The 16,373-nt window shown below is 63.4% G+C and carries 13 protein-coding genes and 1 tRNA gene; 13 read left to right on the top strand and 1 reads right to left on the bottom strand.

All coding sequences use genetic code 11. From position 1 onward, the window contains the following. Positions 1–5: 5 nt before the first annotated feature. The gene (locus tag ACQ5ID_RS09665) at positions 6–650 is read right to left on the bottom strand and encodes a MarC family protein (RefSeq protein WP_429912243.1); all 645 of its coding nucleotides are present in this window, start codon (positions 648–650) and stop codon (positions 6–8) included. A gap of 192 nt (positions 651–842) precedes the next feature. Between ACQ5ID_RS09665 and ACQ5ID_RS09660 the strand changes: the two genes are divergently transcribed. The 13 genes from ACQ5ID_RS09660 (at position 843) to ACQ5ID_RS09600 (ending at position 16,338) form a co-directional block, all read left to right on the top strand. Further along, the gene (locus ACQ5ID_RS09660) at positions 843–1,625 is read left to right on the top strand and encodes an enoyl-CoA hydratase/isomerase family protein (RefSeq protein WP_429912242.1); all 783 of its coding nucleotides are present in this window, start codon (positions 843–845) and stop codon (positions 1,623–1,625) included. Between the two features lie 147 nt (positions 1,626–1,772). After that, positions 1,773–2,696 (top strand): SDR family NAD(P)-dependent oxidoreductase, encoded by a 924-nt coding sequence (locus tag ACQ5ID_RS09655; protein ID WP_429912241.1) that lies wholly within the window; start codon positions 1,773–1,775, stop codon positions 2,694–2,696. 27 nt (positions 2,697–2,723) lie between these two features. Next, on the top strand, positions 2,724–3,926 hold the full coding sequence (locus tag ACQ5ID_RS09650) for an acetyl-CoA C-acyltransferase (RefSeq protein WP_429912240.1): 1,203 nt from the start codon (positions 2,724–2,726) through the stop codon (positions 3,924–3,926). Positions 3,927–3,952: 26 nt separating this feature from the next. Next, the gene (locus ACQ5ID_RS09645; RefSeq protein WP_429912239.1) at positions 3,953–4,810 is read left to right on the top strand and encodes a hypothetical protein; all 858 of its coding nucleotides are present in this window, start codon (positions 3,953–3,955) and stop codon (positions 4,808–4,810) included. A gap of 41 nt (positions 4,811–4,851) precedes the next feature. Continuing rightward, positions 4,852–5,676, top strand: a complete 825-nt coding sequence (locus ACQ5ID_RS09640) for a tetratricopeptide repeat protein (protein WP_429912238.1) — start codon at positions 4,852–4,854, stop codon at positions 5,674–5,676. A gap of 135 nt (positions 5,677–5,811) precedes the next feature. Next, on the top strand, positions 5,812–6,156 hold the full coding sequence (locus ACQ5ID_RS09635; RefSeq protein ID WP_429912237.1) for an energy transducer TonB: 345 nt from the start codon (positions 5,812–5,814) through the stop codon (positions 6,154–6,156). A gap of 86 nt (positions 6,157–6,242) precedes the next feature. Then, on the top strand, positions 6,243–8,279 hold the full coding sequence (locus tag ACQ5ID_RS09630; RefSeq protein ID WP_429912236.1) for a methyl-accepting chemotaxis protein: 2,037 nt from the start codon (positions 6,243–6,245) through the stop codon (positions 8,277–8,279). Positions 8,280–8,395: 116 nt separating this feature from the next. Beyond that, positions 8,396–8,472: transfer RNA gene (locus tag ACQ5ID_RS09625), tRNA-Met, on the top strand. Between the two features lie 299 nt (positions 8,473–8,771). Continuing rightward, the gene (locus ACQ5ID_RS09620; RefSeq protein ID WP_429912235.1) at positions 8,772–11,036 is read left to right on the top strand and encodes a TonB-dependent receptor; all 2,265 of its coding nucleotides are present in this window, start codon (positions 8,772–8,774) and stop codon (positions 11,034–11,036) included. Beyond that, positions 11,036–12,406: a spinster family MFS transporter gene (locus ACQ5ID_RS09615; protein WP_429912234.1), complete on the top strand. Its 1,371-nt coding sequence runs from the start codon at positions 11,036–11,038 to the stop codon at positions 12,404–12,406. The genes ACQ5ID_RS09620 and ACQ5ID_RS09615 overlap by 1 nt, the downstream gene beginning before the upstream one ends. Beyond that, positions 12,403–14,040 carry a carboxylesterase/lipase family protein gene (locus ACQ5ID_RS09610; RefSeq protein WP_429912233.1) on the top strand — a complete coding sequence of 546 codons (1,638 nt, stop codon included), beginning with the start codon at positions 12,403–12,405 and terminating at the stop codon, positions 14,038–14,040. The genes ACQ5ID_RS09615 and ACQ5ID_RS09610 overlap by 4 nt, the downstream gene beginning before the upstream one ends. Continuing rightward, entirely contained in the window at positions 14,031–15,620 is a 1,590-nt protein-coding gene (locus tag ACQ5ID_RS09605) for a long-chain-fatty-acid--CoA ligase (RefSeq protein ID WP_429912232.1), read from the top strand. The genes ACQ5ID_RS09610 and ACQ5ID_RS09605 overlap by 10 nt, the downstream gene beginning before the upstream one ends. After that, the gene (locus tag ACQ5ID_RS09600) at positions 15,607–16,338 is read left to right on the top strand and encodes a TetR/AcrR family transcriptional regulator (protein ID WP_429912231.1); all 732 of its coding nucleotides are present in this window, start codon (positions 15,607–15,609) and stop codon (positions 16,336–16,338) included. Before ACQ5ID_RS09605 ends, ACQ5ID_RS09600 begins: the two co-directional genes overlap by 14 nt. Positions 16,339–16,373 lie beyond the last annotated feature (35 nt).

The raw sequence follows: 16,373 nt of genomic DNA, 5'->3' as shown, positions 1-16,373 counted from the left end.
TTCGCCTACATCCCGTTCAGCGCGATCAGGCCGGAGCCGCGAAGGCCGGTAATGACGAACTCGACCGCCAGCGCGGCCAGGATGATCCCCATGATCCGGATGGAGACCGTGCGCGCGCTGTGCGAGACCATCCGGTCAAGGAAGGGCGCGACCAGCAGGGCTGCCAGCAGCAGGCCGACCACGATCAGCACGACGGCGGCGAAAACCCCCATCTTTACCGGGCTGGTGGACGCCTGCTCGGAGAAGATGATGAGCGTGGTGATCGTGCCGGGGCCGACCGTCATCGGGATGGTGAAGGGATAGATCGCCGGATTGTCGATATTCTCCTGCGTGGCGCGCTCGCGCTCTGTGCCTGCGCTGGAGGTGTGGCGCGCGCCGGAAATCATCGTCAGCGCAATGGTGAAGAGCAGAATGCCACCCGCAATGCGGAAACTGTCGATTCCGATGCCGAACAGGCCCAGCACAAACTTGCCCGCAATCGCGATGGCAAAGCAGGCGATCACGGTGGCAATCGCCGCCTGAATGGCCATTTTGCGTTGTGCCTGCGGTGTGTTTCCGGCCGTCAGGGACAGAAAGACCGGCATGGCGGCAAGCGGGTTGATCATCGCGAAAAGCGCGGCGATGAACCGGCTGAAGAATTCAAGTTCCATGGCCCTGGCGGCGTCCCTGGCTGGGGGTGATACGACGCGCCTGCCACTACGCGTTTGGTACCAATGGCGCAAGGGCCGCCACCCCCTCATCGCGGCATTGCCGCTATGTGAAAAAGCGGTGTTTGCGGCGGGCGAAACATTGCCGGGTCACAGTGGTGCGGTTATTGGGTCGGCAGCAGCAAGGCTTTACCGATGCAATCTGATCCGATCCGGCTGGAGGTGCGCGGCGCCACCGCCCACCTCATCCTCAACCGGCCCGACAAGCGCAATGCGCTCAACGGGGCGATGTGGGGCGCTATTCCGGTTCTGCTGGAGCGGGCGCTGACCCATGACGCGGTGCGCCTGCTGGTGGTCAGCGGGTCCGGGGGCAGTTTTGCCGCCGGGGCGGATATCTCCGAGTTTGAAGAGGTGTACGCCACGCCGGAGCGGGCAGAGGCTTACTCGCGCAGTATTGCGGCGGCGCTTGATGGCCTTGCCGCTTTCCCGCGCCCGACGCTGGCGATGATCGAGGGGGCGTGTGTGGGTGGCGGCTGCGGCCTCGCGCTCGCCTGTGACATGCGCTTTGCCGCTGAAGGCTCGCGCTTTGGCATCACGCCCGGCAAGCTGGGGCTGGTCTACACGCTGAACGATACCGCGCGCCTCATCCGGGCTGTGGGTGTTCCCACCGCCAAGGACATGCTGTTCTCCGGGCGGCTGCTGGATGGTTCCGAAGCGCTCTCCACCGGCCTCATCAACCGGCTGGTGCCGGTGGACCGTCTGGCCGGCGAGGTGGAGACCTACGCCAACATGCTGGCCGCGACCTCGCCCAATTCGGCGAAAATCACCAAGCAGCTTATCGCGCTCGTTGAAGCCGGGCAGAGCGAGGACGACGATGCAACGCGCGCGCTCTTTCTGGAGGCGTTTAAAAGCGCGGACTTTCAGGAGGGCTACCGGGCCTTTCTGGAAAAGCGCAGCCCGAAGTTCGGCAAGGGGTAGAAGTCCCTCGCGTCCATTCCCTGTTGCATTGCAGCAAGAAAAGCGCTTCGCTTCGCCAGAATAAAAAGGCGGAGTATACCCGCCAGCAATAACCGCTCCGGCATTGCCGGAGCCAAAGCTGCAAATACAATCAGGGGAAGATAATCCATGAGCGATATCCGGTTTGATGGCCGCGTGGCCATTGTCACGGGTGCAGGTGCGGGCCTTGGCCGCTCCCATGCGCTGGCACTGGCCGCGCGCGGGGCGAAAGTCGTCGTCAATGATCTGGGCGGCGCGGTCGATGGCACGGGCGGTTCGATCAGCGCGGCGCAGGCCGTCGTCAACGAGATCGAGGCTGCGGGCGGTGAAGCCATCGCGCACGGCGCGAATGTCACCAAGGCCGATGAAGTCGCCGACATGGTCGACAGCACCATGAAGACATGGGGCCGGGTCGATATCCTGGTGAACAATGCCGGCATTCTCCGCGACAAGAGCTTCGCCAAGATGAGCCTTGAGGATTTCCGGGCGGTTCTGGACGTCCACGTCATGGGCGCGGCGACCTGCACCAAGGCGGTGTGGGACATCATGCGCGAGGCCAATTATGGCCGCGTGGTGATGACCAGCTCGTCGTCCGGCATTTACGGCAATTTCGGCCAGTCCAACTATGGCGCGGCGAAGATGGGCCTGGTTGGCTTCATGAACGTGCTGCATCTGGAAGGCGCGAAGAACAATATCCGCGTCAATGCGCTCTCGCCTACCGCCCGCACCCGCATGACCGAGGGCCTGATCCCCGAAGAAGCGCTCAAGCTGATGACGGTGGAGAGCGTGACGGCGGGCCTCGTCTATCTGGTCAGCGAGGACGCGCCGAGCCGCACCGTGCTGTGCGCCGGGGCTGGCGGGTATGCCGCCACGCGGATCTATGAGACGGACGGCATCTTCCTGCCCCCGGCAGAACAGACGCCGGAAAATGTCGCAAAGCATTTTGCGCAAATTCTCGACGCCAAGGGGCAGGAGCCCTATGAACAGGGCGGACAGCAGACCATGAAATTCATTGCCAAGGCGGCTGAAGCTGCTGGCGTAAAGCTCGGCTAGACCGACGCGATCCGGAGGAGACATATCATGCGTGAAGCCGTCATCGTATCGACTGCGCGTACACCCATTGGCCGCGCCTATCGCGGCGCCTTCAACAATACACAGGCCCAGGAGCTGGGCGGCCATGTCATCGCCGAGGCGGTGAAGCGCTCCGGCGTTGATCCCAAGGAAATCGACGATGTGGTGATGGGCGCTGCCATGCAGCAGGGCTCCACCTTCCAGAACACGGCGCGCCAGTGCCTCATCCGCGGCGGGCTGCCCACCAGCGTGTCCGGCCAGACGGTGGACCGCCAGTGCGCCTCCGGCCTGATGGCGATCTCGATCGCGGCCAAGCAGATCATCTCTGACGGGATGACGGTCACGGTCGGCGGTGGTCTTGAGTCCATCTCGCTGGTCCAGAACGAGCACATGAATATCCACCGCGCGTTTGATCCGTGGATCAATGAGCACCGGCCGGACCTCTACATGTCCATGCTGGAAACCGCCGAGATCGTGGCCGAGCGCTACAAGGTCTCGCGCGACGCGCAGGACGAGTACGCGCTTCAGTCCCAGCAGCGCACGGCTGCGGCTCAGGCCGCCGGCAAGTTCGATGACGAGATCGTCCCGCTCGCCTCCAAGATGGGCGTGATGGACAAGGCCGCCGGCCAGATCTCCATCGTCGATACGAAGCTGGAGAAAGACGAAGGCAACCGCGCCGACACCACGCTGGAAGGGCTGCAGGGCCTTCGCACCGTTCACGCGAACGGCCAGAAGGTTAAGGAAGGCAAGTTCATCACCGCCGGTAACGCCTCCCAGCTTTCTGATGGCGCATCGGCCAGCGTGCTGATGGAAGCGAAAGAAGCCGAGCGCCGGGGCCTGACCCCGCTCGGCGCCTATCGCGGCATTGCCGTGGCGGGTCTTGATCCGGACGAGATGGGCATTGGTCCGGTCTATGCCGTGCCGAAGCTGCTCAAAGCCAATGGCCTGAAAATGGACGATATCGGCCTGTGGGAGCTCAATGAAGCTTTCGCCGTGCAGGTGCTCTATTGCCGCGACAAGCTGGGCATCCCGAATGACCGGCTGAACGTCAATGGCGGGGCCATCTCCATCGGCCACCCCTATGGCATGAGCGGTGCGCGTATGGTTGGCCATGCCCTGATCGAGGGCAAGCGCCGGGGCGTCAAATACGTCGTCATCACCATGTGTGTTGGTGGCGGTATGGGCGCGGCGGGCCTGTTCGAGGTATACTAGGCCGAACTGGTGGTGAGGGGGCGCATATGCGTACAGCTTGGCTGATTGCAGGGCTTGCCAGCCTTATGGCTGGCCTTGCGGCCTGCGCCCCCACCACGTCCGGCGGGCTGGCGAGCGGTTTCTCCGCTGCGCCTGCGCCCGCAGACTTCACCCCGCGCGAACCGTCCCGGCCTGAACTTTCCGGCTATATCGCCGAAGGGGATGGCTTCTCGCTGGAGCTGACATTTCATGAAGGCCCTGGCGGCGGGGTGGACATCAGTACCATCATCCATATGGCGGGTGCCGCCGGGCTCCTTAGTCCCGCTTTTGACATGGCCGAGCCCTGGCTTGCTGGCGGCGTGCGCCGCTTTGAAGGCGGTATGAGCCGGGATGGTGATGTGACGCTCATTTTGCAGCCAGGTCCCTGCGCCATCGGGGATATGCGTTACGGTCATTTTGCGGCGCTGGAGATAGGCGGACGGTCCTATGAGGGCTGCGCGCGCGAGACCGGCCCCTATCCGCTCTGGACGCATGAGATTGGCGAGTTCCTGCCCGCTATCGAGGCGTGCCGCGCGGACAGCGCGGTGTCCTCGCTCGCCCATGTGCGCGGGGCTGGCGACCGCCGGGTGAGCCTTGCCTACCGGGATGGTGACAGCCAGACCGTGCGTTTTGAATATCCCGGCAATGGCCGGTTTGACTGCACCCATACCGGTCAGGGCGTGCGCTGGCGTGCCGTGTCGGACCTGGAACCGGCCCTGCCGGGGGAAGGCGATCCCTTCTATCTGCCGGGCCGCATGCCCGAAGCGGGTGAGGGGTGTTTCCTCTATGAGCGCGTACGCGATGCAGACGGGCGCACGCTCGGCGCTCTTGCGCATGATGCCTGCGCCGTGACGCCTATCGGCTGAAATCTCGCACATCGCGTGCGACTCACGCCATTTTCGCGGCCATGTTGATCCTGGTCCTCACCCTTCTTGCCCAGATATCGCCCGAACCGGAGCGTTCGGGGCTGGTTGATGCCTATCTGACAAACGTTCAGGCAGGCTCGGCAGATATATGGCTGGCGCTCGACGCCCAGCCTTTAGCGCTGGCAGCGACGGGCAGTGATGGCAGGCTTGATGTCGTGCTGGACGGCTTTGCCTGCGAGGCGCGCGAGATACTGCCGCCCGCTGGCCGCCCGGTAACCCGCCTGCAGACCGGGCCGGGCGCGGACGGTGGTTGCACTATCCGCCTTGAGGGTGAGTGGGGCGAGGCGCAGGCTTTTCTGGGCGAAGGCGGCGTTCTGGTGGCGCTGGAGGGGGTAGTGCTTGGCGCGGCTCCGCTGCGCCCTGTGGCCAGCGCTGGCACCAGCCGGACGCCAGATCAGGCTGGTCCTGCCCCGTCAGCCCAGACGCAACCCGCGCCGGATGCCACAGGGCCAGATGGTGACACAGCTCCTTCCTCTGCTGCGCGCCCGACGGCTCTGGCCGCCAGCGGCGAGGCTTGCGCCCAGAGCGCCTCGCGGCTGGAAGACACGCCGTGGGACCTTAACGCCATGTCGTCCCACGCAGATTGTCTGGCCGGTTCAGACAGCACGGCGGACGCGATCACGCTGTATGAGCGGGTGCTGGCCTTTGAGCCCGGTCATTATGGCGCTGCGCTTGGTCTTGCCCGCCTGCGGGCTGCACAAGGCGATACCGCAGCGGCCTCTGCCCTGTTCCAGACAGCTGCCGAAAGCGCCCGGACCGATGGTGAGGCGCTGGCCGCGCGCCATGCGGCCGAAGAGCTGCAATAGCGTTGATGCACCCGGTGCATTTTCGGCTGGGCGGTTAAACAGACAGAAACCCCTTCCTGTTAGAACCCTTCATGCCGGACGTAAGATCTGGCTGGGTGTTCATCAAAAGCTGCACGCAAGCGGCTTACTAACGGGTTGGGTGAAATCATGAAAATCGTGAAATCTGTATGCATGGCCGCTGTACTGGCTTCGGGTCTGTTTGTTGCTCCGGCAATGGCGATGAATGACCGCGAGACGGTTCGTGTTGTGGCTCCCGAATATCCGCGTGGCGCCGAGCGCCGCAATCTCGAAGGCGCGGTTTCCGTTCGCTACAATGTCACCGAGTCCGGTGAAGTGGCTGACGTGGAAATCGTCGAAGCGACGCCGGCCGGCGTTTTTGACCGCGCCGTGCTGCGTGCGCTTGAGCAATGGCAGTATGCGCCCGCCGACGAAGTGACCGAAGGCGTGGAACAGGTCTTTAACTTTGCGTTTGCAGGCTAGGGTCTAAGACGAAAAGGCGGCGTCAGGGGTGATTCCCGGCCGCCTTTATTCGCGCCCTGGGCGTTAACCCTAACGGGAGACTAATGATGCAACTCAATCTTCACTCGGTGCAGACGCGATTGATCGGGGCGTTTGCCCTAGTGGCGCTTTTGGGAGTTGCAGCTGCGCTGGCCGGTGTCATCGCCCTGCAGAGTACACGCGGCGCCCTGAGTGAAGTTGTTGATGAGGCAGCCCCCATGGCAAGCGCGGCGGGTGCGCTCGACGCTGCCAGCAGTGCGATAACAGGCGAGCTGGCCGCCTTTGCACGCTCGTCCGACACGGTTGATATGACGGCGTCCGAGACGCGCCTGCAGACACTCTATGACGGTGCGCGCGTTGCGGTGTCTGCGCTGTCTGAAGCCGGGCTGAGTGCGGCACGTACCGCCAGTCTGACGGCGCTGCTGGATGATCTGGCCGCCGGTATTGAAGCGGCTAACGGGCCCACGGCGGCAAATCTTGAAGCGCGCAATGCGCGTCTGAACGCCATTTCCGCAGCCATCAGCGAACGTGCGCAGGCCGTTGCCGCGCTGGAAGCCGGGCTGGAAAATGCTGGTCAGGCGGAGCTGGAAACCTTCCTGCGCATCATGGTCGATCTGAATCTGATACTTACCCAGTATGCCGAGCTTGATGGCGCCATGTCGGCGGGCGAAGTCGCTGATGTCGAGGGCCGCTTCGAGCTCGCGATGGATGAGCTGCTGGTCAATCTTGCCATTCTCGGGGATGCGGCCAGCGCAGAGGTGACGCGCTCGGCGGAGGCACTTGTCTCACGCGGCGAAGGCCCGCAAGGGGTTTTTGCGCTGCGCCGTTCGGAGATTGAAGCGGAAATCGCCGCCACCGACGCGGTGGAAGATGCCCGTATTGCACATGCCATGCTGGCTGCCGAAGTCGAGCAGGTGGTCGCACAGGCCAACGCCATGGCAGCGGCTGCGCGTGCCAATGGTTTCACCGCCGTTCTGTCCGGACAGATATTGCTGATCGTGATGGCGATCGGCGCGGTCGTCATTGCCGGGTTGATCGGGTGGATTTACGTCAACAACAACCTGCTCAACCGCCTGACGCGGATCTCGCGCACCACCACCGCCCTGGCATCTGGCGATACCAGCCAGGCGCTGGACGATAATGCCCAGGACGAAATCGCCGATATGGCCCGCGCGGTTGCCGTTCTGCGCGAGAACGAGATCGAACGGGTGCGTCTGGCCAGCCAGAGCGAGGCGGAGCGTGCTGCGAGGGAACAGCGCACGAAGGCCATCGAGGCGCTGGTGCAGGAGTTTGAGTCGACCTCCAGCCGGGCCCTGGAAGAGGTGTCGCGCGCAGCGGGCGAAATGGAAATGGCCGCCAATGCGCTCACCGAAAGCTCGCACAGCGCGGCCGGTCAGACCGCCGAGGTCAACGAGGCCGGTGTGCTGGCAGCCCAGAATGTCGATACGGTCGCGGCTGCTGCTGAGGAAATGACCTCCTCGATTGCCGAGATCGCCCAGCAGATTTCGCGCTCCTCCACCATTGCGCGCAGCGCCGCTGATGAAGTCTCCGGTGCCAGCGCTGATGTGACCGCACTCAGCGAAGCGGCAGGCCGGATTGACGGTGTGGTGCGCCTGATTAACGAGATTGCCGAGAAGACCAATCTTCTGGCCCTCAACGCGACGATCGAGGCCGCGCGTGCGGGTGAGGCGGGCAAGGGGTTTGCGGTGGTGGCTTCCGAAGTGAAGACGCTGGCCGAGCAGACCGCGCGGGCCACGGGGTCCATCTCCGAACAGGTCAATGGCATTCAAAGCGCGACCGGCAAGGCCGTCAGCGCCATCACCGCCATCGGCACGGTCATCGGTGAGATGAACGAGATTTCCACCGCCATCGCCGCCGCCATGGAAGAACAGCGCGCCGCGGCCGAGGAAATCACGCGCTCGGCGCAGGAAGCCGCTGGCGGTACGCGCCGCGTCTCGCAGGCCATTCAGGGTGTGGACGCTGCGGCGTCGGAAACCGGCCAGTGCGCAGCGCAGGTGAACGAAGCCTCGCATGGCCTGACACAGGAAGCCGGCACGCTGCGCGGCGCCGTCGCCCGCTTCCTGGAAGGTGTGCGCGCGGCCTGATTACCCCTCAGCGCCGCCAGGTGAACGGGGGCGCTTGCCTCCGCTGACGGCTTTGCGTATATCCGCGCCTCCGGTGCCTCGTGCGCGCCGGGGGCGCAAAGCGCCTCAACCCCAGTGGCGGGGTAGCTCAGCTGGTTAGAGCGCAGGACTCATAATCCTGAGGTCGAGAGTTCAAGTCTCTCTCCCGCTACCACTTTTTCTCTGGTAAAAACAATAGCTTGATAGTCGTTCGCCGATGCGCGACGTGCCGTTTAAGAGCGCTGCACGGTGCGACACGGGCGCAAGCAATTACAATAAGTTACATGCACCTCCGGCGGCTCCACGCCGCACGGGGGCTCCTATCAGGCTGAGGCCCGCTCGCATTCCTTCAGCGTCACCGATATACGCCAAACATTCACACACGAGTGAGTGAATGTTGACTCCATCGGAATCGCATGGTTCTCTTCCCGTCGAGCGTCGGCACCCATGACCGGCGTAGTGGGAGGAATATCAATGAGGGCATTTCTTTTTGCCTCGGCAAGCGCCGGGGCGCTGGCGATCGCTGCTCCAGCTTTCGCGCAGACCGATACCGATCAGGAGGACGCCCAGCGCTCCGCTCAGGCAAGCCGGGACATCATCACCGTCACCGCGACACGCCGCGAAGAACGGCTTCAGGACGTACCGCTTAGCGTCACCACTTTCTCGCAGGACGAACTCGATGCGCGTGGACTTGTCGGTTATGAGGGGCTGGCATTTGAGACGCCGGGTGTCGTGCTGAACCGGCCGACCGCGAACTTCAACAATTTCACCGCGCGCGGCATTGCGACCAACGGCTATAACGCCAATCTGCAAAGCACCGTGGCGATCTATATCGACGAGTTGCCTATCTCTGCCAACGGCAATTCAACCATTCTCGACCCCAGCCTCTACGATGTCGAACGCATCGAGTTCCTGCGTGGACCGCAAGGCACGCTGTTCGGCTCGGGATCACTTGCTGGTGCCCTGCGCATCGTTACCCGCAGTCCGGACCTCAATACGTTCGAGGCATCCGTCCTTGGCGATATAGGCGTGACCGGGTCCAGCTCTATCCGCCAACGCTATAACGCCATGGTCAACATGCCGCTGGTCGAGGATCAGCTCGCCTTGCGTGTCGTGGGCTTCCTGCGTAACGAGGAAGGCTATGTCAACAATATCGGCACCGGCATCAACAATGCCGATACGCTGGAAGCATGGGGCGGCCGGGCGACCTTGCTTTGGCAGCCAACCGACCGGCTTTCCCTGCGCTTCCTGGTGTCGCGCGAAGAGAGCAATCCGCAGGATTCCTCGCTGACCAATCCGCTGCTCGGCCGCGATGTCCGCATCTCTGACCGGCCTGACCGGTTCACCGGTGAGCTTACCAACTATAATGTGACGCTGAACTACCAGTTCAGCGGGGCCGAGCTGACCAGCTCGACGACCTACTCGCGCTTCAACCAGCGCTTCTATGTCGATCTGGCGGGCACATTCGGGCAGGCGATTGCTTTTGCGCTGGACGCTGATGCCTACGATCAGAACTTCGCGCAGGAGGTCCGCCTTGTCTCCGAAACCGGCGGGAATTTCGACTGGGTTGTTGGCGGGTTCTATTTCAGCCGCAAACGCGATGTGGACTTCGGCTACCGCTCCAACGAGGCGTTTCTGACCGCCCGTGGCATCACCGGTCTGCCGGATGAGTACTATCAGCGCCTGTATTCGCACAGCCTCCAGCACGAAGCAGCAGCGTTTGGCGAGCTCACCTACCGCTTCACAGAAGATTTCTGGGTCACGGCCGGTCTGCGCTACGGCAGCATTGATGCGCAGGCGTTCACCGAGCCTGGCGGATATAACTCCAACTACCTGGTCAATGCCCTGTTCGGGATTCCCGGCCCGCTGACCATCACGGCGATCCCGGAAGAGACCGGGATCAAGGCTGAGGAGACCGGCCCGTCCTACCGCTTTAGCGCCTCCTGGCGTCCTGTGCCGAGCCTGACAGCCTATGCGGCTGTGGCAACCGGTTTCCGCGCGCCTGTCGTCAATGCCTTTGCGGGGCGGCCGAGCCTTGTCGATCCCAACGATCTGATCATTCCCTTCGGCGCGGATTCAGACGATCTGATCAGCTATGAAGCCGGCCTCAAGGGCAGCTGGATGAATGGCCTCCTGAATGCCAGCATCGCGCTTTATCAGATCGACTGGGACGGCATCCAGATCCAGGCCAACCGGGTGTCGGACTCCGTTCAGTTCGCCACCAATATCGGCGGCGCGCGCTCACGCGGCGTTGAGCTTGAATTGCTGGCACGCCCGGCCAATGGCTGGACCATCGGGCTGAACGGCTCCCTCAACGAATCCAAGGTGACGTCGCTTACACCGGAAGAGGCCGCCATTTCCGGCGCGGTCGAAGGCATCCGGCTCTCGGGGCCACGTTTCCAAGGCTCGCTTCTGGTCAACTACAATTTTGGCCTGATGAACAATGCGGAAGGCAATGCCTCGCTGGCGGTTTATCATGTGGGCGGCTTCCCCAGCTCGTTCCCCAACGTGCCCGGCCAGCCAGGCGTAACCAGCCCGACATACGACTTCACTGATGCCTACACCGTCGTCAATGGGACCCTGGCCGCGTCGTTCGACCGGCTTACCGCAGGCGTTTATGTCGAAAACCTCTTCGATGACCGCTCGGTCACCTATGTGCACCCTGAAGCGTTCCTCGACGGGCGCTACGCCTTGCAGCGTCCGCGCACGATCGGGGTCCGGGTCGGGTATAGCTTCTAATGGCAATTTCCAATCCGGCGGCAGTTCCGGGCGCGCAAGCTGCGCGCCCGGGCGCCTATGCCTGGGCCGTGCTGGCGGCTCTGTGCTTTGTATACGTGCTGAACTTCCTCGACCGTCAGCTACTCTCCATCCTTGCCAAGCCCATTCAGGACGAGCTGGGGATTTCTGACGGCCAGATTGGCCTGATCAGCGGGCTCTATTTCGCGATGTTCTACTGCATCCTCGCCATTCCGGTGGGGCTGCTGGCAGACCGGACCAACCGGGTAAAGGTCCTCGCCTTTTCCTGTGGCCTGTGGAGTGCGGCAACAGCCGCGTGCGGTCTCGCTGCCAACTACCCCCAGCTCGCCGTTGCGCGCATGGCGGTGGGCGTTGGTGAGGCAGGCGGCGTGCCGCCCTCCTACGCCATCATTTCGGACTATTTCCCGCCCGGCATGCGCGGCACCGCGCTCAGCCTGTTCAATCTTGGCCCGCCCATCGGGATGGCGCTGGGCATCGCCTTCGGCGCGTCCATTGCGGCGGCCTACTCTTGGCGCCTTGCCTTCATCTGGATCGGCGTGATCGGCGTCCTGACCGCGATCTTCGTGTGGTTCTGGATGCGCGAGCCCAAGCGCGGCGGTCTGGATGTCAAACCGGCCGCGGTGGACGAACCCGTCGCCACGCTGGTCGACGCCACCGATACGCCCCCTGCGGCTGATACGGCGGCTGTGCCGGCAAAATCTCCCTTCTGGGGGACGGTGCGCCTGTTCTTCACCGACCCGGTGCTGTTGCGGGTGTCGCTGGCCTGCGCCGCGACCCAGTTCATGACCTATGCGGTGCTGAACTTCACCGTGCTCTTCCTGATGCGCGAAAAGGGCATGGAACTTGGCGATGTGGCGATCTGGTATGCCATCGTGATCCTTCTGGGTGTCGGTGGGGGCATGTTCGTCTCCGGACGGCTCATCGACAGATGGGGTCCGCGCAACAAGACGGCCTATGCCTGGCTGCCCGCTATCGGGCTGGCACTGGCGGTGCCGCTCTTTGCTGCATTCGTGTGGGCGCCGAGCTGGGAGCTGGCACTGGTCTTCCTGCTGGTCCCGACCGGCCTGAACTATTTCTACCTGTCGCCCTCTGTGGCGCTGGTGCAGGAAGAGGTCCGGCCTGATCAGCGCGTGGTCGCCGGCGCGCTCCTGCTGCTGGTGATGAACCTTGTCGGCCTAGGCTTTGGCCCGACCTATCTGGGCTTCATGAGCGACTTCTTTGCCCGCACCAATCCGGAGAACTCGCTCCAGCTCGCCTTCTATACGCTGATCCCGGTCTATTTCGTCGCTATTGCCATGTTCTTCTGGCTGGCGCGCGCACTCAAGCGGTCCGGCAAGGAGGCCGCGGCATGACGGGCAAGACCCTTCTCGCGCTGGCAGGGGCGGTCACGCTGTGCCTGCCAGCTATAGCTTGCTCCAGGTTGCCTGCGCAGGTGGATACACCTGCCGGGACCCTGCAGGGGGTCAGCGAGGCCGGCATCACAGTGTTCCGCGGCATTCCTTACGCTGAAGCGCCCACCGGCGATAACCGCTGGCGTGCGCCTGTACCCGCTGAGCGGTGGGACGGCATACGCGATGCCACGCAGTTTGGCCCCGTATGCCACCAGCCACCTTCCAGGCCCGGCAGCATCTATGCCGAGGAACGCGGAGAGATGAGCGAGGACTGCCTCTCGCTCAACATCTGGGCACCTGAAAACGCTGAAAATGCGCCTGTATTCGTGTGGATACATGGCGGGTCGCTGATCGGCGGGGCGGGCAGCGATAGCATGTATGACGGTGCCCGGCTGGCGGCTGAAGGCGTTGTCGTGGTCACCATCAACTACCGGGTCGGCATTCTGGGCTATCTGGCTCATCCTGAGCTCAGCGCGCAATCACCGGATAATGTCTCCGGCAATTACGGCCTGCTCGACCAGATCGAGGCGTTGCGCTGGGTGAACCGTAATATCGCCGCCTTTGGTGGTGATCCGGCCAATGTCACGATAGCGGGCGAATCTGCCGGTGCGCTGTCGGTCATGTATCTGATGGGCGCGCCTGCCGCCCATGGGCTGTTTGCCCGCGTCATCGCCCAGAGTGCCTACATGATTTCGGCCCCTGCACTGCGCGGCAATCCGCATGGCGTGCCGTCGGCTGAGGAGGTGGGTGCGTGGCTGGCCGGTCAGACCGGCCATGACAGCCTTGCTGACCTGCGCGCTGCCGATCCGCAGGAGCTGACCATGACATCCGCGATGACCGGGTATTTCCCCTTCCCGGCGATTGATGGTCATGTCCTGCCTGATCAGCTTGTCGATCAGTTCGACCGGGGCGAGCAGGCACAGGTGCCGATCCTTGCCGGGTTCAATGAGGGCGAAATCCGCTCGCTGCGCTTCCTGCTGCCTGAAGCGCCTGAAAGCCCGGATGCCTATACAGCCGAGATTGAGGCCCGCTATGGCGAACTGGCGCCAGCCTTTCTGGAGCTCTATCCGGCTGATGATGTGGCCGAGAGCCTTCTCGCGATCACCCGTGACGCCATGTATGGCTGGACGGCAGAACGCCTGGTACGCAGCCAGAGCGCAGCCGGTCAGGACAGCTATCTCTACTATTTCAACCACAGCTATCCGGCTGCCGACGAGATGGGCCTGCATGCCTTCCACGCCGCCGAAATCCCCTACGCGTTCGGCACTTTGGACCGGACGGCACCCGATTGGCCGGCTGTTCCGCAAACCGAGCGGGAGACGGCGCTCTCCGACGCCATGGTGGGATATTGGGTGTCCTTTGCCCGCGATGGTGTTCCGGTAGCAGACGGCTTCCCCGCCTGGCCCGCTTACGGTGATACGCAAGGCTATATGGAGTTTGCCGGAGAGCCGCGCCCCGGCACCGGTCTGATGCCAGGCATGTTCGAGCTTCACGAGGACGTTGTTTGCCGCAGGCGAGCAGCAGGCATCGCGTGGAACTGGAATGTCGGGATTGTCTCTCCGCCTCTGCCTGCGGGAGTGCCCGCATGCCACTGATACATGGAGCGATGCAGGACTTTCCTCTCACGCTCGACAAATTCCTTGACCATGCGGCCAGCTGGCACCCCGACGCCGAACTGGTAACGGCAGGTGATAGCGGCATCGAGACGCGTACCGGCTATGCGCAACTGCGCCAGCGCAGCGTGAAGACCTCGCACGTGCTTGCAGGGCTCGGCGTACAGGCGGGTGAGTGCGTAGCCACGCTCGCCTGGAACACGCAGGCCCATGTCGAGGTCTGGTACGCCATCATGGGCATGGGGGCGGTCTGCCATACCCTGAACCCGCGTCTGACCGCTGGCCAGCTCGCCGATATGGCGGGCCAGTCGCAGGCGCGCGTGCTGATAACCAGCGTGGACCTTCTGCCGCTGGCCCGCGAACTGGTGGCCAAGGCACCGGCTATCGAGCACCTGCTCGTCATTGATGCGGGCGAAATTCCCGGTGGTCCCGGCCTGAAGCCCACGCCTCTGGAACCCATGCTTGCTTCGGCGTCAGAGGAGGAAATCTGGGGCGGGTTTGAGGAAACATCCCCGTGTGGGCTGTGTTTCACCTCTGGCACCACAGGGGCGCCCAAGGGCGTTACCTACACCCACCGCGCCAGCTTCCTGCATACGCTGCGCCAATTGCAGGCCGATGCCATGGGCATCTCGAAGGCCGACAACGTGCTGGTGGCCGTACCCATGTTCCATGCCAATGCGTGGGGGCTCACCTTCGCCCTGCCCGCGGCAGGCGCGAAAATGGTGCTGCCGGGCCGGCATCTCGACGGCGCGCGGCTTGCCGCCCTTATCAATACCGAAAAGGTGACGGTGGCGGTCGGCATCGCCACGGTGTGGCTTGGCGTCGTGGAGCATCTGGAAGCCACCGGCGGACAGACACCCAGCCTGAAGCGGGTTGTGGTCGGCGGCGCGCCTCTGGCGCCTGCCCTGATGGCACGGTTTGAACGGGTGCTGGGCGTGAGTGTCCAGACCAGCTGGGGCATGACTGAACTGTCACCGGCTGGCACGTTTGCCCGGCCAGATGATCCAAACAGATCGGCGGAGAAGTCAGGCACCCCGTGCATCGGCGTTGACCTTCTCATCACGGATGCGGACGGCAATCCCCTGCCACAACAGCGCGGTAGCGAAGGCCATCTGCATGTACGCGGCGCATCGGTGGTTGCGCGCTATTTCGGGCAGACGCAATCAGCCCTGAACGCAGATGGCTGGTTCTCTACCGGAGACCTCGCCCGCATCGATACGGGCGGAAACCTCATCATCACCGGCCGTGCCAAGGATCTCATCAAGTCTGGCGGGGAATGGATCAACCCGGCAGAGATCGAAGCGGTGGTCAGCCAGCATCCGGGCGTATCTCTGGCCGCCGTTATCGGACGGGCCGACCCCAAATGGGGCGAGCGCCCCATATTGCTTGTGCAGACAAGTGGCGGAAACACTGTAAGTGAAGAGTCGCTTCTCGAACCGCTTCGTGGCCGCGTGGCAGCGTGGTGGATTCCCGACGCGGTTATCCGTATTGACGACATGCCGCTGGCACCAACCGGCAAAATCGACAAGCAGCGTTTGAGATTGGACTATGGCAACAGCTAGATCAGCCAGTGCGGCAAAACCGGCAAGCACCACCGCAAAGAAGGCACGCAAGCCTTCGGTGAAGGAACAGCAGCGCGCCGAGAAGATGGAGCAGATCCTCGACGCGGCAGAGCGCCTGTTCGCCCTGCGCGGCCTCTATAACGTCACGCTGAAAGACATCGCCACCGATATCGGCGTGCATCACACGCTGCTCAACTATTACTTCTCCGACAAGGACACGCTGTTCGGAGCCGTCCTCTCACGCCGGGCCGCTGAGACCATCGGGCGGCGTATGCAGGCCATGGACGCCCATGAGGCTGAGACGGGCGGCAAGCCGACCGTGGAAGGGGCGCTGCGCGCCTTCCTCGATACAGACCTCGATCTCTACAGCCAGGGCGGAGAAAGCTGGAAATATTACGGCATGATCGGTGGTCAGCTCTCCAACACCGTTTTTGGCGGTGAGCTGATGGACCAGAACTTCGATCCGGTTGTCCTGCGGCTCATTGCGTTACTGCGCAAGGCGATCCCCGGCAGCACGGACGAGGATCTGTTCTGGGGCTATCACTTCGTCACCGGCGCCCTGATGCTCACCCTCGCACGCACGGGCCGGATCGACCGGCTGTCGGGCGGTGTTTGCAGCTCTGATGATTTCGGCTCCGTCCGGGACCGCATGGCGCGCTTCATGGCGGCCGGTTTCCGGGAAATCTGCGCACAGCGCGCAGAAGAGCGGCGCAGCTAGGCGAACCGCCCGTCCAATCTTTTCTACTCATGGAG

Source organism: Glycocaulis sp., from assembly GCF_050485565.1.
Classification (GTDB): domain Bacteria; phylum Pseudomonadota; class Alphaproteobacteria; order Caulobacterales; family Maricaulaceae; genus Glycocaulis.
This window is presented reverse-complemented; position numbering and strand designations above follow the sequence as displayed.